Below are 17,381 nucleotides of genomic sequence, written 5' to 3'. Positions count from 1 at the left end.
GTATTATAGCACCGTGGTAAAGAAAATCAATAAAAATATCACATGATGATGGGGCAAAAGGTATTTGCGTCTCTGATACACGGATTTCTCCGCACTTTGTGCTCCCGAAATCCTTGTATCATCATATGAAAAGTTTGAAAAAAGTATTACTGTGAACGAGATGATTTATCGGGACAACAGAAATTTGAAAATCATGGAGAAAAAATATGTGGTTTCGATGGTGGTTTTGGCTTTTTTATTGAAGCATCCGTGAAAAAAGAATATAATGAGGAGAATAGAATGGTTTATCAAAAGAAATTAGTCGGGAGAAATTGAGGATAATCCGATGTACGAATGGGAATCAAAATTTATTGATGTTGTTTTGAACAGGGGCAGGATGCTCTTTTTAAATCATAAAGTTGCGGATCTGAAGGAAACAGAAAAAGGATTTACGGCGGCTGTTCTTACAAGAGAAAGGATAGAAGTGTCGGCAAGAAAGACGGATTCCGGAGTATGGCGTATGAGCTGCAGATGTCCGGCTTCCAGAGCCGGCAGAAACTGTGAGCATATGTCGGCTCTGATGTATGCGGTGGAAGCTGCGAAAGAGGCAAAAGAGAATGGCGTAAAGGATGAAGAACTCCTCGAAAAATGGAAGAAAATGGATGAGGAGCTCCGTCAGGAAGAAGCCCGGGCTGAAGAAGAAAAGAAGCAGAAGAAGCGCCAGAGGGAAGAACGAAAACGCCAGCAGGAAGAGCAGAAAAACCAGCAGGAAGAAAAGAAGCGCCAGAGGGAAGAACGAAAGCGCCAGCAGGAAGAACAGAAACGCCAGCGCGCGGAAAAACAGGCGGAGAAGCTGCGGCGTGAAGAAGAGAAAAAAGCCGAAGCAGAACGGAAAGAAAAAGAAGCGGAGGAAAAACGAAAGGAAGCTGAGGAGCAGAAACGTCTGGAAGAGCAGCGCGCCGCCCGCAGACTTGCCCGGGAACAGAGAAAAGCAGAGCAGGCACGAAAGAAAGAAGAACAGAAACGTCTGGCAGAAGAGGCTGCCCGTATCGAATATGAGAAACGTGCAGCAGAGGAAGCACGCAGGGAAAAAATCCGTCAGGAAAAAGCGGAGGAAGCCCGCCGCCGTGCAGAAAAGCGGCAAAGAGAACTGGAAGAACAGGAACTGCGCAGAAAACAGGAGGAACAGCGCCGCATCGCAGAAGAAAAGAAACGTGCAGAAGAAGAGAAAAGGCGTATTGCCCGTGAAAAAAAGGAGAAAGAAGAGGAACTTCGATTGAAGGAAGAAATGAAGAAACGAGAACAGGAAAAACTGCTGGAAGAGGAGAACAGACGCCGGGAAGCGGAAAAGCGAAAAAACGATTATACGATTCTGGGCGGTTCCTGGGATGAGGATGGTGACCAGGAAGAGAATTCCGGTTTCGTGCATGCGGAGCAGAAACTGGTGGATTACCGGTATTTTAACGGCTCAGCGATCAGCAATTCTGTAAAAATATCCCCAAATATCACTGCAGAAGGAAAAAAATACTGCAGCCAGGGCAAAGTGGTCCTGAAGAAAATCTGGTCCGGATTTGACGGGCGCAGTTCCGAGCGCAAAGGACAGATGGACGCTTTCGGATATGAGCAGAAACGGGAATTTCCCATAAGAATTTTGTTTAACAGAACGAAAGTCCTGTCCTTTCAGTGTCAGTGTAAAAACTGCCGCAATGATTATTATGCACTGTATGATCCGTCGAAAACGAAATGCCCTTATAAAGCAGGAGCATTGAGCATGCTGGAAAACTATCTGAAGGAGCATAATATTGGTGATGCAACAGATGCTGATGGCAACTGGCTGTTGTCTGCTTTTGAAACCAAGAGAACCAATACCGTGATGGCACATGCCGACGGGAAGGCAGAAAGTCTCCGGCTGGTACCGCGCCTGATCAGAAAAGACGGAACACTTACGGTTTCTTTCAAAGTGGGAGAAAGTAAATTATTTGTGATAAAAAAGCTGGATACGTTTTGTGAGAATGTGAGAAATTCCAGCAACGATGTTTACGGCACTAGTACAGAATTCAATCATGCGCCGGAAAACTTTACAGACGAGGGAAGACGCTGGATCCGTTTTATCAGCAAAATTGTCCGGGAGGAATCAGAATTTCAGCACAGACTGTATGCTTCCCGTTATTATTACGGAAGAGAGAAGGCAAGTGTAGGCTCTTCTCTTGAAGTGTATGGATGGAGGCTGGACGAATTTTATGAGAGTCTTGGAGACGGTGCAATTGAATTTGAGGATAAAGACAGCGGAATAAAGAAGCAGATGCTGACCTGTGCAGAAAATAATCCAAAGCTGTCCATACGGATATCGGAAGATATGATTCCGGGAAATCAGGAGTTTCACGGAATCAAAGTAGAAGGGCGCTTTCCGGAACTTTTTTACGGGACGGATGCCGCTTATTATATCAGTGATGGACATTTGAACAGAGCAGAACAGGCTTTCCTGGAAAAAGCAGAGCCTCTGGCAAATATGGCGGAAAATGACTGTTTTTCTTTCCATGTGGGCAGAAATCGGATTTCCGAGTTTTATCTCCGCGTTTTTCCACAGCTTCAGGAAATTGCGGAAATTAAAGAAACGCAGCCGGAGAAATTCCGGTCTTATGTGCTGCCGGAGGCCCATTATATTTTTTACCTGGATATGGTGGAGGAGGATGCCGTATGCAGGATCTATGCGGTTTACGGTGACAGAGAGTGCTCGGTAGTGGAAGGCGTCGGACGGGGCAGAGCCGGAAATACAGAGCCTTTCCGGGATATGCACAAGGAAGAGGAAATCCTGTATTATGCCAATATGTGGTTCCCGGAAATTGTCTGGGAAGAGGACGAGCTCCGCTGCGGAAAAGACGAGGAAACCATTTACCGTCTGATGAAACAGGGAACAGAACATCTGATGGAACTTGGCGAGGTGCGGTGCACCAAACGGTTCCTTGGATATCACAGTGTGAATAAAGTAAAAGTATCGGTAGGTGTGTCCCTGTCATCCGGACTTCTGGAACTGAATGTTTCCACAGAAGATGTACCGGCGGCAGAACTTCTGGATATTCTGAAGAGCTACCGCAGAAAGCAGAAATACTATCGTCTGAAAAACGGCTCTTTTGTGGATCTGGAAGAGCCGTCTCTTGAGATGCTGGCGGAACTTACGGAAGCGATGAATCTCAAGGACAAAGATCTTCTGAAGGGAAAAATGAAGCTTCCGGTATACCGTACGCTGTATCTGGACAAGCTTCTGGAGGAACACGACAGTGTCACAAGCAGCCGTGACAGCCATTTCAAAGAAGTTGTAAAAGGCTTTAAAACCGTAAAAGATGCAGATTTTGAGGAACCGGCTTCTCTTTCCAGACAGATGCGCAGATATCAGAAAGACGGATATAAATGGCTGCGCACACTGGAAGCATGGCAGTTCGGAGGGATACTTGCAGATGATATGGGACTGGGAAAAACTCTTCAGGTGATCGCCGTCATGCTTGCAGCAAAAGAAGAAGGCAGAGAGGGTACATCTCTGGTCGTGACTCCTGCATCTCTGGTATTCAACTGGGGAGCAGAGTTCGAAAAGTTTGCCCCGCAGCTGAAATTTACCCTCATTACCGGAAACCAGGAAGAAAGACAGAAAAAAATCAGCGATTATCAGCAGTATGATGTTCTGGTGACTTCCTACGATCTTCTGAAAAGAGATATTGCGTTCTATGAGGACAAGGAATTTTCCTATGAGGTCATAGACGAAGCGCAGTATATCAAAAATCATACAACAGCAGCCGCAAAAGCGGTCAAAGTAATCAAAAGCAGGACGCGTTACGCTCTGACAGGAACACCAATCGAAAACAGGCTGAGTGAACTGTGGAGTATTTTTGACTATCTGATGCCGGGATTCCTGTATGGATATGACGTATTCCGAAAAGAAATAGAAACCCCGATCGTCAGAAACAATGATGAAAAAGCCATGCAGCGGCTGCAGAAAATGACGGGACCGTTTATTCTGCGAAGGCTGAAAGAAAATGTTCTGAAAGATCTTCCGGAAAAACTGGAAGAGTACCGTTATATCCGTCTGGGAGATACACAGCAAAAGCTTTATGACGGACAGGTGGTGCATATGAAGGAAATGCTTGCACGTCAGAATTCGGAAGATTTCAATAAAAATAAGCTGAAAGTACTGGCTGAGCTCACAAGGCTGCGTCAGATCTGCTGTGATCCGTCGCTTTGTTTTGAAAACTATAAAGGGGAAACCTCCAAACTGGAAGCATGTCTGGATCTGATTCAGAGTGCTATGGACGGCGGACACCGGATTCTGGTATTTTCTCAGTTTACTTCCATGCTGGAAATTCTTCAGAGAGAACTGAAAGGTCTGGATATTCCGTATTTCGTGATCACAGGAAGCACGTCCAAGGAGCAGAGACTGGAGCTGGTAAAAGAATTTAACGGAGGTGCTGTACCGGTATTTCTGATCTCGCTGAAAGCAGGAGGTGTGGGACTGAATCTGACAGGCGCAGATGTGGTCATTCATTATGATCCGTGGTGGAACCTTGCAGCACAGAATCAGGCAACAGACCGTGCACACCGGATCGGACAGACGAAGAAGGTAATGGTTTATAAATTGATCGCCAGGCAGACCATCGAGGAAAAAATTCAGAAGCTGCAGGAAAAGAAGAAAGACCTGGCAGATCAGGTGATCAGCGGGGAAGGCGGAAATCTTGGCAGCATGAGCAAAGAAGAACTGATGGAGCTTTTGGAAGTGTGAGATTTTTTTGCACAATATGTATATTTTTCAGGAAAAAAATATCTTTGCACTGGATAATATAGCTAACGTGTGATATACTTAATGACGTATTAATTGCAGAACTTAGCTGCCTTCTTTTTCCTGTTTTTTCTTTAAAAAGTGCGGAGGGAGAAAGAACAGAAAAAGCAGACAGCGATAAGGTTTGTAAACCAATTTTATCAAGGAAGGTGAGCAATTGGAGAACTATACCAAGTATAAGCTGAAAGAGACAGACGAACTTGTGTCATTATTAGCCGGTAAGGACAACCTGTTCGTGATTGCCTGCAACAAATGCTTTAAGGAATTTGAAACGATTGACGAACCGGATTGCGGTGAGTTTGAGAAAATCGCCGCCGAACAGGGCAAAACGATCACCGGCAGTGCGAAATTTGATTTCCTGTGCAATAAGATGCACACCGGGAAGAAATTACAGGATCTGATTCCGGAAGGTACGGAGAACGTGGTTGTCATTTCCTGTGGTCTGGGAATTCAGACAGTTGCTGATCTGGCAGGCAAGCCTGTCATTGCTGCCAGCAATTCACTGAATTACAGAGGACATCACGGTATGGCTCTTACGAAGAAGAGCTGTGATGCATGTGCACAGTGTTATCTGAATATTACCGGCGGTATCTGTCCGATCGTAGACTGCTCCAAGAGTCTGGTGAATGGCCAGTGCGGCGGTGCGAAGAACGGCAAATGTGAAGTGGATGGCAAGAAAGACTGTGCATGGGAGAATATTTACAGAAGACTGGAAAAACAGGGACGTCTGGAAGAATTTTTACATCAGCCGGTACAGCTGCGTGATTATTCCAAGGTCAATGTGAAAGTGATCCAGGAATATGTGAATGCGATCCGTGACAACAGACTGGACGGCTATTACGGCGGCGTTCATCCTTCAGAACGCAAAGAATTCAGCGAGCATATCGCTCTGGAAAGATTCCCGGAACCGAAGACCGTTGTGATTTCCATGTCACAGCATCTGGGAGCTCCGGCCAATCCGATCGTTCAGGTTGGCGATACAGTTAAAGTCGGACAGAAGATTGGTGAAGCAGCAGGCTTTATCAGTGCTCCTGTTCATTCCAGCGTCAGCGGAACAGTCGTTGCAGTCGAGCCGCGTATGCATGCGACAAGAGGCAGCGAAGTGATGGCTGTGGTCATCGAATCAGATGGAAAAGATACTCTGCACGAATCTGTAAAACCGAATAAAGATCTTGACAGCCTTACACCGGATGAGATCATCGATATTGTCCGTGAGGCAGGAATCGTAGGTATGGGCGGTGCCGGATTCCCGACATGTGTCAAACTGAAACCCGCGAAGCCGGTAGATACCATTCTTCTGAACGGCTGCGAGTGTGAACCGCTTCTGACTGCAGACCACAGAGTACTTCTGGAATTTGCAGACGACATCATCTTTGGTCTCAGAGCAATCCTGAAGACCACAGGCGCAGAAAAAGGCCTGATCGTTATCGAAGATAACAAGCCGGATGCCATTGAACTGATGCGTGCAAAGGTTGCAGACATCGAAGATATGGATGTGGTTGAAGTAAGAACCAAATATCCGGAAGGTGCTGAGAAGACCCTGATCAAACGTGTCATGGGAAGACAGGTACCGCGCGGCGGTCTGCCTGCAGATGTAGGTGTGATCGTGGATAATATCAGTACGGTCAAGGCTATTTCCGATGCAATCCAGACAGGCATGCCTCTGATCGAGCGTGTGGCAACCGTAACCGGTGAGAAGATTAAGAAACCGGGCAACTTCATCGTGAAGATCGGTACCAGCGTAAAAGAACTGATCGACTACTGCGGCGGTGTAACGGATGATGATGTGATGATCAAGATGGGCGGACCTATGATGGGATTTGCTCTCTCAGATCTGAATGTTCCAATGATGAAAGGTTCCAATGGTATTATTGCCATTGATACAGATCAGACCAAAGAACAGCCGTGTATCAAATGCGGACGCTGTGTGGATGTCTGTCCGATGGAACTTTCTCCGCTGTACTTTGCGAAATATGCGGATGAGAAGAACTGGATGGGCATGAAAGAGATGAATGTCATGGATTGTGTGGAATGCCGGTCCTGTGAATTTATCTGTTCCTCCAAGATTCCGCTTGTAACAAAGATCAAAGCAGGTAAGAATGCAATAAGGGAGATGAAGTGATATGTTAATTACCGATTTAAAAGCCAAGGAAACTATCGTATCACTGGTGGGCGACAAAAAAGCTTTCATCATTAACTGCCAGGGATGCAAGGAAGTTCATTTCCCGGAAAAGGAAGCTGCAGAGCTTCAGAAAGAATTAGCTGCTGACGGGAAAGTAACTGGAATTATTACAACAGATTATATCTGCAATACGGAAAATCTGGAGCTTCGTCTTCAGAAACATATGAGTGAGATCGAGGCTGCCGATGTTATCCTGGTATTCTCCTGTGGAGTTGGTGTACAGACGGTTGCTGAGAGATTTGAAGACAAAAAAGTATGTGCAGCATGTGATACATATCCTCTGCCGGGCTTCCAGGGTGTGACACCGCTGGAATATGACTGCGACCAGTGCGGAGAGTGCTATCTGAACCTGACCGGCGGAATCTGCCCGATCACCGCATGTTCCAAGAGTCTGGTGAATGGCCAGTGCGGCGGTTCCAAGAACGGCAAATGTGAAGTGGACAGCAACATGGAATGCGGATGGGAACGCATTTACAGACGCCTGGAACAGATCGGACGTCTGGATCTGATCAAATGTCCGACACAGCTGCGTAATTTTGCAACAGATGCTGAGGTATCGAAATAATATGTCTGTTGATACAGACAGTACAAGGAAACTGTTAAGTACATGTAACTATTCAGCAGGCAGTATCGCGAAGCGGACATGATATCCCTGACTGGGATCTGTATCGCCAAGCGGTAATTATGAAGTTACTGAATAATTACAAATTTATAATGATTAGGAGCAATGTATAATGAAAATTACAGAAGCATTTGAACGTGGTGAATTTGTAGTTACTGCGGAAGTGGGACCGCCAAAAGGATTTCATATTGAACATATGCTGGAAGAAGCAAAGACTTATCTGAGCGGCATTACGGCAGTGAATGTAACAGATAATCAGTCTTCTGTTATGCGTCTTGGTTCTCTGGCTACCTGCAAGGCTCTGAAAGATGAAGGGTTGACCCCTATTTTCCAGATGACCTGCCGTGACAGGAACCGTATCGCTCTGGAGTCCGATCTTTTAAGTGCAGCAATGTTCGGAATCGAAAACCTGCTGCTTTTAACAGGTGACCACACCAAACTTGGTGACCATCCACAGGCAAAACCGGTATTTGACCTGGATTCCGTATCCCTGATCCATGCAGTAAAACAGCTGGAAGCAGGTGTAGACCTTGGCGGAAATGAACTGGTTGGTGAGCCGCCGAAATTTGCAAAAGGTGCAGTTGTATCTCCATGCAGCGATTCCGTTGACGCACAGCTTGCAAAAATGGAAAGAAAAGTTGCAGCAGGATGTGATTATTTCCAGACACAGGCAGTTTATGAGCCTGAGAAATTTATCCAGTTTATGGAAAAAGCAAAACAGTTCGGAAAACCTGTTCAGCTTGGTATCGTAATTCCGAAGTCTGTTGGAATGTGCAGATACATGAACGCAAATGTTGCAGGTATCCATATTCCGGAAGAAATGATCGATGAACTGAAGGCAGACAAAGAAAAGACCAAAGCCGGAATCACTGGTGTGGAAATTGCCGCACGTATCATCAGAGAGTGTAAACCATATTGCCAGGGTGTACATATCATGGCAATGGGCTGGGAGTCCAAAGTACCGTCTCTTCTTGAGCAGGCTGGACTCGCATAATTCTTTATCAGAAATAAGACGGGAGGGGAGTTGTCGTATTGCGGCAGCTCCCTTTCATAATATATCGTTTGCGAAATTTTATATCGGAAAAGAACAGGAGGAATCATCATGGCGACATATTATGCAGCAACATCAGGGGAGATCAGTGAACGGGAGCGGCTTCACATGAATCTTGTGCGGAGTCTTGCCGGAGAGTGCATGACTCTTCTGGAGAATGATGGCACTCTGCCGTTGAAGAAAACAGGAAAGATTGCGTTATATGGAAATGGTGCGCGTCATACTGTAAAGGGCGGAACCGGCTCCGGCGATGTAAATACCCGGAGTGTGGCAACCATTGAAGAAGGCCTGGAAGATGCCGGATTTGAAATTACGACGAAAGAATGGCTGGCAAAATATGACCAGGTGTTTGCAGATGCCAAAGCTGCATACGGGAAAATGATCAGTGAAATTGCAGAAGAGAAAAATCTTCCGGAATTTGTTGTTACTTTTTCCTATGGTTTTTCAGAACCGGCAGCGCCTCTTGTGACAGAGAATGATGTAAAGGCTTCTGCAGCGGATACCGCAATTTATGTGATTGCAAGAAATTCCGGTGAAGGATGTGACCGTTTTCATAAAGAAGGTGACTATCTTTTAAACGAACAGGAAGCAGCAAATATCCGGTTTCTGGCAGAACATTATGAAAAAACAATCGTAGTCCTGAATGTGGCTAATGTGATCGATACAGAGGTGCTGAAAACAACAGAAGGACTGAATGCAGTACTCCTTGCCGGACAGGCGGGAAACATCGGCGGTTATGCTGTGGCAGATGTACTTCTTGGAAAGACCATTCCGTCCGGTAAGCTGACGGATACCTGGGCAAAAAAATATGAAGATTATCCGTCTTCTGAAAATTTCAGCCACAACAATGGCGATGTGAATGACGAGTATTATACAGAAGGAATTTATGTAGGCTATCGTTATTTTGACACATTTAATGTGACACCGTCTTACTGTTTTGGATATGGAAAAACCTACACAGAATTTTCCATGGCTGTATCTGATGTAAAAGCAAATGAAGAGACTGTGGATGTTACGGTAAAGGTTACCAATACCGGTTCGGAATATGCAGGCAAAGAAGTGGTTCAGGTTTACTATTCCGCACCGGACGGACATATTGAGAAACCGTACCAGGAACTGGCCGGCTTTGGAAAAACAAAGCTTCTGAATCCGGGAGAGTCTCAGGAACTTACGGTTTCTTTCAAAACCACATCCATGGCATCTTACTGTGAGGAATGTGCCGCATGGATGCTGGAGGGAGGCACTTATTATATCCGTGTAGGAAACAGCTCCAGGAATACAGCTGTGGCAGCAGCCTTAGTGTTGGATAAACCGGTAGTGGTTTCTCAGCTGGAGAATATGTTTGCAGATACGGAGAAGCTGAAAGAAATTACAAGAGCAGGTGTGGCTCCGTACAGCTATGAAACAGAGGAAAGCGAAAAAGCTGCCGCAAAAGTCTTGGTGCTGGATGCAGATGCTTTTGTGACAGAGGTTGTGGAATATCACGGAGAGCCGGATGCACTGCCGGTGTATAACGAGATCGAAAAACTCACCATGGCAGATGTAAAGGCCGGAAAGGCAACGCTGAAAGATCTGGTTTCTCAGCTTACAGCAGAAGAAATGGCAAATGTCTGCAATGGTACGGCTGAACTGGGTGTTGCCGGCGGTTCCTTTATTGGAAATGCTTCGAATCTGGCACCTGGAGCAGCAGGAGATACCACATCGATTCTTGCAGACCGCGGCATTGACAATATGATCATGGCAGACGGACCTGCAGGACTTCGTCTTGTTCCGCATTTTGTTGTGGATAAAGATGGGAACCGGATGGATACCGGTGCATTTTCTGATTTTAACCTGGATTCTCCGCTGGAAATCCCGGAGGGCGGAAAGGAATATTTCCAGTATTGTACAGCAATTCCGGTTGCCACACTTCTGGCACAGTCCTGGGATATGGAGCTTGTGGAGAAATGCGGTGATATCGTAGGACGTGAAATGGAAGAATTCCATATCACTTTATGGCTGGCACCTGGAATGAATATCCACAGAAATCCTCTTTGCGGAAGAAACTTTGAATACTATTCCGAAGATCCGCTCCTGACAGGAATGTGCGCAGCTGCAGATACCAAAGGTGTGCAGTCTCACGCAGGAATAGGAACGACGATTAAGCATTTTGCCGCCAACAGCCAGGAAGATAACCGTATGTTTAACAATGCGCATATCAGTGAACGGGCACTTCGTGAAATTTACCTGAAAGGCTTTGAGATTGCGGTAAAGACTTCTCAGCCTATGAGTATTATGACTTCCTATAACCTGATCAACGGAACACATGCAGCGAACCATCATGACCTGCTGACTTCAGTGGCAAGAGATGAGTGGGGGTTTGCAGGACTTGTGATGACGGACTGGGGAACCTCCGAGGCACTTGGATTTATGTTCAGCTTTAACGGGGAACTGAAGTACAGCCATTCCGAACCGGAGGGATGTATCACAGCCGGAAATGATCTTCAGATGCCCGGCTGCCGGAAGAATGTGGAAGCAATCGTAAAAGGCGTGGAATCCGGACAGATCCCGCTTGGTGTTCTTCAGGAATGTGCGTATCGCATCCTGAATATCGAAAAACAGTCATTAAACTACGACGACTGCAGACCATATGCAGAGCAGTTCGGTGAACTTCCGTGGGTGGTGAGAGTAAAATAAGAAATAGAAAGACATTGCATATATCCGAAAACGAAGAGATACAGGGTCTTTATCGGCTGAAATAAAGAAAAATTATCAGAAATCAGCAAAATCAACAAACCCTATTGAAATCAATACTTCAATGAGTTATAATGGTAGACAATAAAAGAAAATTCTTCGGGGCAGGGTGACTGATTATTGTATGATCGGAATTCCCTACCGGCGGTATAGTCCGCGAGCTGCTTTTGCGGTTGATCTGGTGAGATTCCAGAACCGACAGTATAGTCTGGATGAGAGAAGAACACGCGTTATTTTTAAACGTGCTCAGCACCCCGGAATTTCATTTCCGGGGTTTTTTATATTACAGGAAAGTGCTCCGCATTTTCCTGTAATATAAAAAAGCCCTCCGGGCGGGATCGCATCAAAGAATAAAAATAATTCTATGATATCAAAAAGCCCTTCGGGCAGGATTCTTTCTTGGGGATTTTCTTTTACGGACGGACGCAGAAAATAAGAGACCTGGGTTCGTAAAGAAATATTTCTAAAAAAGGAGAGAGAAAGTATGAGTGAACAGGTATTAAGAAATGGAAATGTAATGGAAAGAAGCCGTACGAGGACGATTGCCCAGATTGCAATGCTGGGAGCAGTCGCAGGAGTATTGATGAATCTGGAGTTTCCACTTCCCTTCCTGGCACCATCCTTCTATCAGTTGGATTTTTCAGAAATCCCGGCTTTGCTGGCAGCCTTTGCCATGGGACCGGTGGCAGGCATCCTGACAGAACTGGTGAAGATTCTGGTGCATCTGGTAACGAAGGGAACCATGACAGCAGGTGTTGGTGATGTGGCAAACTTTATCTTTGGATGTGCCTATGTGGTACCCGCAGGACTGATCTATCGTTTTCGTCATGTGAAGAGCAGAAAACATGCGGTTCTGGGAATGGCGGCAGGTACTGTTCTGACAACGATGGCGGCGTGTTTTATGAATGCATTTGTCCTTCTTCCGGCTTATGGAAAAGCATTCGGAATGCCGGTGGAAGCATTTATTGAAATGGGTGCGGCAGTTCACAGTTCTGTAAACAACCTTCTGGGCTTTGTAGTCATGATCATTGTGCCGTTTAATCTGTTTAAATATACTCTGGTTTCCATTATTGTGTTCTTTATCTACAAGAGAATCCGTGTGGTATTAAAAGGCGACTGATTGGGAAATCGGCAATCTAGAGCGTGTTTGAAAATTCATTCCCGGCATCTGCACGCCCCACTTTGAGGGAAATTTGTCTCGCATTCGGTCAACATAGCCCGCTATGCCTCCCTCATTTGAGTCAAATTCCCCACAAATTGTGACGCACATCTGTCGGAAAGCAATTTTCAAACACGCTCTAGCAGATGAGAGCAGAGAATATAAGAACATACAGGGAAAATAAGAAAAAACAAAAGATAAAATAAAAGAATGAGTCCGGTTTATGTCAGGTGAGACATAAGCCGGATTTTTCTATACTATGGTCCTATGCGTTATGGACAAAATGGAGCTGGATTGTTTGGAAAGCATGTCAAGCAGTTTTCCTGTACTATCAAGAACAGTTTTCCTGTATTATCAGGGTCTGGTCTTTTGTTGACAAAATAAAGATAATGCTGCAAAATAATGAGAAGAGCCGCCGGATTAAAGCGGTATGTACTGGCACAGTTATTTACGGATTGCTGTACGAATGTATTGAGAGGAGAAGGAAATGATGGGCAGAAGCAGAATTCAGAAAGTAGAAGATGCAATCGTGTATCTTCCGCAGGTGACCTCCATGGGTGTCATTGGAGATCCCGGATGTGAAGGTCTTGGAACATACAATATGAAGGTATATGCAGGTGCACTGGAAAAGAGTGCTGAAGACGATATTACTCTGATCGCAGGTGATCTAGTTCCGATCGGAAATCAGCATTATTATGAGGAAATCAGTGATCTGACGGAAATTATTGCGCATAACGATGTTTATGTGCTGCGTGGAAATCATGATACCGGTGATTATCAGGAGTATTTTGGAAGAAAGAATTACGCACTGATCGCCAGAGATTTTGCGGTTGTTGTGCTGGATAATGCGATGCGGACTTTTGAACAGGAAGGTCTGGATCTGCTGAAGCAGGTACTTGCTATGGAAGATGTCCGTCAGGTGATCATTACATTTCACATTCCGGTGCCGAATCATTTTATCCGTAATTCTGTTTCGGAAGAAGAGTTCACGCGTCTTAAGGAAGCCTATGGGCCGTGGAAAAACAAAGTAAAATATCTGTTGTGCGGTCATGTGCATTCCAGATTTGAAGATGTGACAGACGGAATTCCTCTTATCTGCACAGGCGGTGGCGGAGCGCTGATTGAAGATGTGTCTGAGGATATTCGTGCCAGTGATGTAGAACATCATATGGTTCATTTTTATATGGAAGAAGGGACCCTTTGCTACCGGTTTGAGAATCTTGCAGAGAACAGTTATGACAGAGAGCGGAAGATTCCGGTTCTGAAGGAAAATCTGGAGAAAACCGTGGCAGGAGAGCTGCTTGCACATCTGAAATATCTGATGTTTGCAGACCGTGCCAAAAGAAGAGGACTGAACAGGATTGCCAATCTTTTTGAAGCTCTGGCAGCATCCGAATATCATCATGCCAGAAATTTTTATTCGGTTATTGAAAATCCGGCGCCTTTCCGGGGATCTGTAAAGACATTTGTACCGGGAGAAGAGTTTGAATATCAGCACAGTTATCGAATGCTGGAAGAATATGCAAAGGAAAAAGCGGCGCCTCTGACCGGACAGGCTTTTGCAGGTGCGGCAGCAGCAGAGAAAGTACATGCCGGTCTTCTTGAGGAAGCGTCTGCCATGGAGCATTTTGAAAAAGATACGATTTATGTATGTCCGATCTGCGGTTATGTAATGGCAGGGGAATATATCCCGGAGCGGTGTCCGGTATGCGGCGGACCGAAGAGACAATATGAAGTATTTCAGGCCGGACAGGAATGAGAAAGGGGAAAATATTATGGGAAAAATACATCATGTAGAGAAGCTTACCGATAACCGGTTTGTGAATTTGTATCATGTAGATGCGACCAGTGTTCACGATACTCCGGTTTCATATTATGTGGCATCCCGTGCCGAAAAAATTGAAGATATGAAGCTGAACACCAGAAAAAATACTCCGGATGGCGTGATTATTTACAGTATTTACGGCGAAAAGAGAGATAAAGTAGTGTTGATCCGTCAGTATCGCTACACGATCGGGGATTATATTTATGAATTTCCGGCAGGACTTGTGGAGCCGGGAGAAGATTTTCACGAAGGAGCGGTCCGTGAGCTGTATGAGGAAACAGGACTTCAGCTTACAACGCTGAAAGTGGACGAAGCTTATGAAAAACCATACTTTACTACGATCGGTATGACCGATGAATCCTGTGCAACGGTTTACGGTTATGCCAGTGGAGAAATCAGTGCGGCAGCTCAGGAAGATACAGAAGAAATTGAAGTCGTCATTGCAGACCGCGAAGAAGTGAAACGCATTCTGAAAGAAGAAAACGTAGCAATCATGTGTGCATATATGCTGATGCATTTTCTGGAGGATGACGAACCGTTTGCGTTTCTTAAGAAATGATTGGGAACAACGTTTAAAGAACATTGGTGCCTGACACAAAAAAGCAGGTATAAAATGGATGAAAATTTCCTGTAAAAAGATAAACAATCTTCAAACTAAACATAAACTAAACAGAAAGTGATTTTCAGGAGGCAGTCTATGGATGACCAGAAGCTTGATAATCTTTTGAATCTTGCTATGGATGCAACTCCACAGGAACGGGAAAAATCGGAAAATCTAAATGTGGGATTTGATGCAACAAGCAGGCTGTGGGATGTAATTGTGAAATACAGCGGGTCGGAATCGGGACTTTACGGACCGGGAATCTCGGTTGTTCCTCTCCTTGGCGGTTATGCAGTAGTAACTTTGCCTGAATCGGAAATTAATGCATATTCTTCCAGAACCCAGGTGGAATTTATAGAAAAGCCAAAAAGAATGTATTTCGAAGATTTTCAGGCAAATCAGGCAAGCTGCATTACTTCTGTTCAGGGCAGCGGAGTCATTCCGGGAGTAGGAGGACGGGGGCTGACCGGAAAAGGGATTCTTGTCGGAGTTGTTGATTCAGGTGTTGATTATTATCATCCGGATTTTCGTAATGCAGACGGGACAACTCGGATTATAAAACTGTGGGATCAGAGTATTTCCGGAAATCCTCCGGCAGGATATGTTATGGGAACTGAATATACAGAAGAGGAAATTAATGAGGCGCTGACCCTTCCGGAGCAGGAAGGACGGCGCCTTGTGCCGTCTGTGGATTTCAGCAGACACGGAACTTCTGTCCTTGGAATTGCGGCAGGGAATGGCCGCGCTTCGGGCGGCATGAACAGGGGAGTTGCTTATGAGAGTGATCTTCTGGTGGTGAAGCTTGGGATTCCAAGGGAAGGTTCTTTCCCCAGGACTACGGAACTGATTCAGGGAATTGATTATCTGGTACGGCAGTCCCTGGAAATGGGCAGGCCTATGGTGATTAATTTGAGTTTCGGGAATAATTACGGATCACACCGCGGCGATTCCCTTCTGGAAACGTATATTGATTCAGTTGCCAATATGGGACGGCTGGTGATCTGCACGGGAACGGGAAACAATGGAAATGACAACCTTCACACAGATGGACAGGTGATGGATCGGGAAATAAAAGAAGTAGAGCTCGGTGTGAGTCCCTATGAGCCTGCTTTGAATCTACAGTTATGGAAAGCTTATGCAGACGAGATGGAAATTTATCTGGAGCATCCGTCAGGGGCCAGAATCGGACCGCTTTATGAGGAACTGGGACCGCAGAGATATCGTCTGGGAGAAACGGAAATTCTTATTTATTATGGCAAACCGGGACCTTTCCAGATTACACAGGAGATCTATTTTGATTTTCTTCCAGGGGGCAATTATGTGGACAGTGGTGTATGGAAATTTATTTTGCATGGAAGAAATATCCGGGAGGGAGAATATTATATGTGGCTGCCGGGAGGCGGTGTGCTGAACCCGAACACAGGATTTTTTCTTCCTGTAGCACAGGGAACCCTGACGATTCCGTCAACAGCTTCCCGTGCAATCACAGTGGGAGCCTATGATTCCAGGCTGAATACTTATGCGGATTTTTCCGGAAGAGGAAGCGTCAGCCTGGTTTACCGCAAACCGGATCTTGCAGCTCCCGGTGTGAATATCACGGCACCGGTTCCGGGCGGAGGCTATGCATCCGTGACCGGAACATCCTTTGCCGCACCATTTGTCAGCGGGGCCGCAGCTCTTCTGATGGAATGGGGAATCGTCAGAGGAAATGATCCGTTTCTGTATGGAGAGAAAGTGAAGGCATATCTCAGAAGAGGAGCGAAGCCACTGCCGGCGTTTGGACGATATCCTAATGAGGAGATTGGGTATGGGGAGGACGTTATAATAAGGTTACATTGGAAAAAGTCAATAAAATCAAGTGTTTCCGTTCATTTTCCCAACACAGAAACGAAGCACTTTATCCATGATTTTGAAGAAAATCTGCCCGGGTTGGACGCAAAATCACATGGAAAGAAAGATTTGTAGCAATGACGTAACATGAACGTGGGGTTCTGTTACAGACAATAATTCAATCACCATTTCAAGAATAAGAATCTGACATTGAAAGCGAAAGGTTTATTGTCGCTGATGTTAAGTTTACCGGATGACTGGAATTATAACATGCAGGGGCTGGCAACATTGAGCAGAGATGGAATTGATTCTGTTCGTTCCGCAATTAAGGAGTTAGAGCATCATGGGTATGTGGAACGTCATAGACTGCGCAATGAATATGGCTTTTATGGCGATACCGAATATATTATCCGGGAAGTTCCATTAGGAGAAGAAAGTGATTGAGTGGAGATGAGAAGAGCCTAAAGGTGGATAGTCCAATTTGGGACAATCAGGTCATAGGAAATCCCTATCTCCGGATATCAGAAAACAGGAAAACCAGATATGGGGAATCCCATATTGGAAAATCCGTCAC

Annotated in this window: 11 protein-coding genes and 1 riboswitch; of the genes, 10 read left to right on the top strand and 1 reads right to left on the bottom strand. The window is 45.5% G+C overall.

Features of this window, described 5'->3' with window-relative positions:
• Positions 1–325 precede the first annotated feature (325 nt).
• From ACTNEW_RS13245 to ACTNEW_RS13220, 6 genes are all read left to right on the top strand, one after another.
• Positions 326–4,747, top strand: coding sequence for an SNF2-related protein (locus ACTNEW_RS13245; RefSeq protein ID WP_441061873.1), 4,422 nt, complete (start codon positions 326–328; stop codon positions 4,745–4,747).
• Between the two features lie 214 nt (positions 4,748–4,961).
• Complete coding sequence (rsxC, locus tag ACTNEW_RS13240) at positions 4,962–6,926, top strand: electron transport complex subunit RsxC (RefSeq protein ID WP_441061871.1); 1,965 nt, start codon at positions 4,962–4,964, stop codon at positions 6,924–6,926.
• A gap of 1 nt (position 6,927) precedes the next feature.
• Positions 6,928–7,551: a methylenetetrahydrofolate reductase C-terminal domain-containing protein gene (locus ACTNEW_RS13235; RefSeq protein WP_441061869.1), complete on the top strand. Its 624-nt coding sequence runs from the start codon at positions 6,928–6,930 to the stop codon at positions 7,549–7,551.
• Positions 7,552–7,720: 169 nt separating this feature from the next.
• Positions 7,721–8,602: a methylenetetrahydrofolate reductase gene (locus ACTNEW_RS13230; protein ID WP_441061867.1), complete on the top strand. Its 882-nt coding sequence runs from the start codon at positions 7,721–7,723 to the stop codon at positions 8,600–8,602.
• Positions 8,603–8,710: 108 nt separating this feature from the next.
• A complete protein-coding gene (locus tag ACTNEW_RS13225; RefSeq protein ID WP_441061865.1) occupies positions 8,711–11,335 on the top strand; it encodes a glycoside hydrolase family 3 protein in 2,625 nt (874 codons plus the stop codon).
• A 148-nt stretch (positions 11,336–11,483) separates the two neighbouring features.
• A riboswitch (FMN riboswitch) is annotated at positions 11,484–11,620 on the top strand.
• 256 nt (positions 11,621–11,876) lie between these two features.
• Positions 11,877–12,512, top strand: a complete 636-nt coding sequence (locus ACTNEW_RS13220; protein WP_441061863.1) for an ECF transporter S component — start codon at positions 11,877–11,879, stop codon at positions 12,510–12,512.
• Here ACTNEW_RS13220 and ACTNEW_RS13215 read toward each other — a convergent pair.
• Entirely contained in the window at positions 12,498–12,662 is a 165-nt protein-coding gene (locus ACTNEW_RS13215; protein WP_441061897.1) for a DUF6783 domain-containing protein, read from the bottom strand. The genes ACTNEW_RS13220 and ACTNEW_RS13215 overlap by 15 nt on opposite strands.
• A gap of 376 nt (positions 12,663–13,038) precedes the next feature.
• On the opposite strand from ACTNEW_RS13215, the gene ACTNEW_RS13210 reads away from it, so the two are divergent.
• The 4 genes from ACTNEW_RS13210 (at position 13,039) to ACTNEW_RS13195 (ending at position 17,251) form a co-directional block, all read left to right on the top strand.
• Positions 13,039–14,310 (top strand): ferritin family protein, encoded by a 1,272-nt coding sequence (locus tag ACTNEW_RS13210; protein ID WP_441061861.1) that lies wholly within the window; start codon positions 13,039–13,041, stop codon positions 14,308–14,310.
• A gap of 16 nt (positions 14,311–14,326) precedes the next feature.
• Positions 14,327–14,935: an NUDIX hydrolase gene (locus ACTNEW_RS13205; protein WP_441061859.1), complete on the top strand. Its 609-nt coding sequence runs from the start codon at positions 14,327–14,329 to the stop codon at positions 14,933–14,935.
• 138 nt (positions 14,936–15,073) lie between these two features.
• Positions 15,074–16,942: a S8 family peptidase gene (locus ACTNEW_RS13200; protein WP_441061857.1), complete on the top strand. Its 1,869-nt coding sequence runs from the start codon at positions 15,074–15,076 to the stop codon at positions 16,940–16,942.
• Positions 16,943–17,017: 75 nt separating this feature from the next.
• A complete protein-coding gene (locus ACTNEW_RS13195) occupies positions 17,018–17,251 on the top strand; it encodes a helix-turn-helix domain-containing protein (protein WP_441061855.1) in 234 nt (77 codons plus the stop codon).
• The last annotated feature ends 130 nt before the right edge of the window (positions 17,252–17,381 follow it).

This window comes from Blautia sp. HCP3S3_G3 (assembly GCF_052063365.1).
Lineage (GTDB): Bacteria > Bacillota > Clostridia > Lachnospirales > Lachnospiraceae > Blautia_A.
The sequence above is the reverse complement of the archived record's forward strand: the minus strand, read 5'-3'. Positions and strand labels throughout refer to the sequence as shown.

What these genes read in the sequence shown, in the direction of transcription:
- ACTNEW_RS13225 (WP_441061865.1), top strand. Translation starts at nt 8,711, where the DNA reads ATGGCGACATATTATGCAGCAACATCAGGGGAGATCAGTGAACGGGAG.
- ACTNEW_RS13220 (WP_441061863.1), top strand. Translation starts at nt 11,877, where the DNA reads ATGAGTGAACAGGTATTAAGAAATGGAAATGTAATGGAAAGAAGCCGT.
- ACTNEW_RS13230 (WP_441061867.1), top strand. Translation starts at nt 7,721, where the DNA reads ATGAAAATTACAGAAGCATTTGAACGTGGTGAATTTGTAGTTACTGCG.
- ACTNEW_RS13235 (WP_441061869.1), top strand. Translation starts at nt 6,928, where the DNA reads ATGTTAATTACCGATTTAAAAGCCAAGGAAACTATCGTATCACTGGTG.
- ACTNEW_RS13215 (WP_441061897.1), bottom strand. Translation starts at nt 12,662, where the DNA reads ATGTGCGTCACAATTTGTGGGGAATTTGACTCAAATGAGGGAGGCATA.
- ACTNEW_RS13210 (WP_441061861.1), top strand. Translation starts at nt 13,039, where the DNA reads ATGATGGGCAGAAGCAGAATTCAGAAAGTAGAAGATGCAATCGTGTAT.
- ACTNEW_RS13245 (WP_441061873.1), top strand. Translation starts at nt 326, where the DNA reads ATGTACGAATGGGAATCAAAATTTATTGATGTTGTTTTGAACAGGGGC.
- ACTNEW_RS13200 (WP_441061857.1), top strand. Translation starts at nt 15,074, where the DNA reads ATGGATGACCAGAAGCTTGATAATCTTTTGAATCTTGCTATGGATGCA.
- ACTNEW_RS13205 (WP_441061859.1), top strand. Translation starts at nt 14,327, where the DNA reads ATGGGAAAAATACATCATGTAGAGAAGCTTACCGATAACCGGTTTGTG.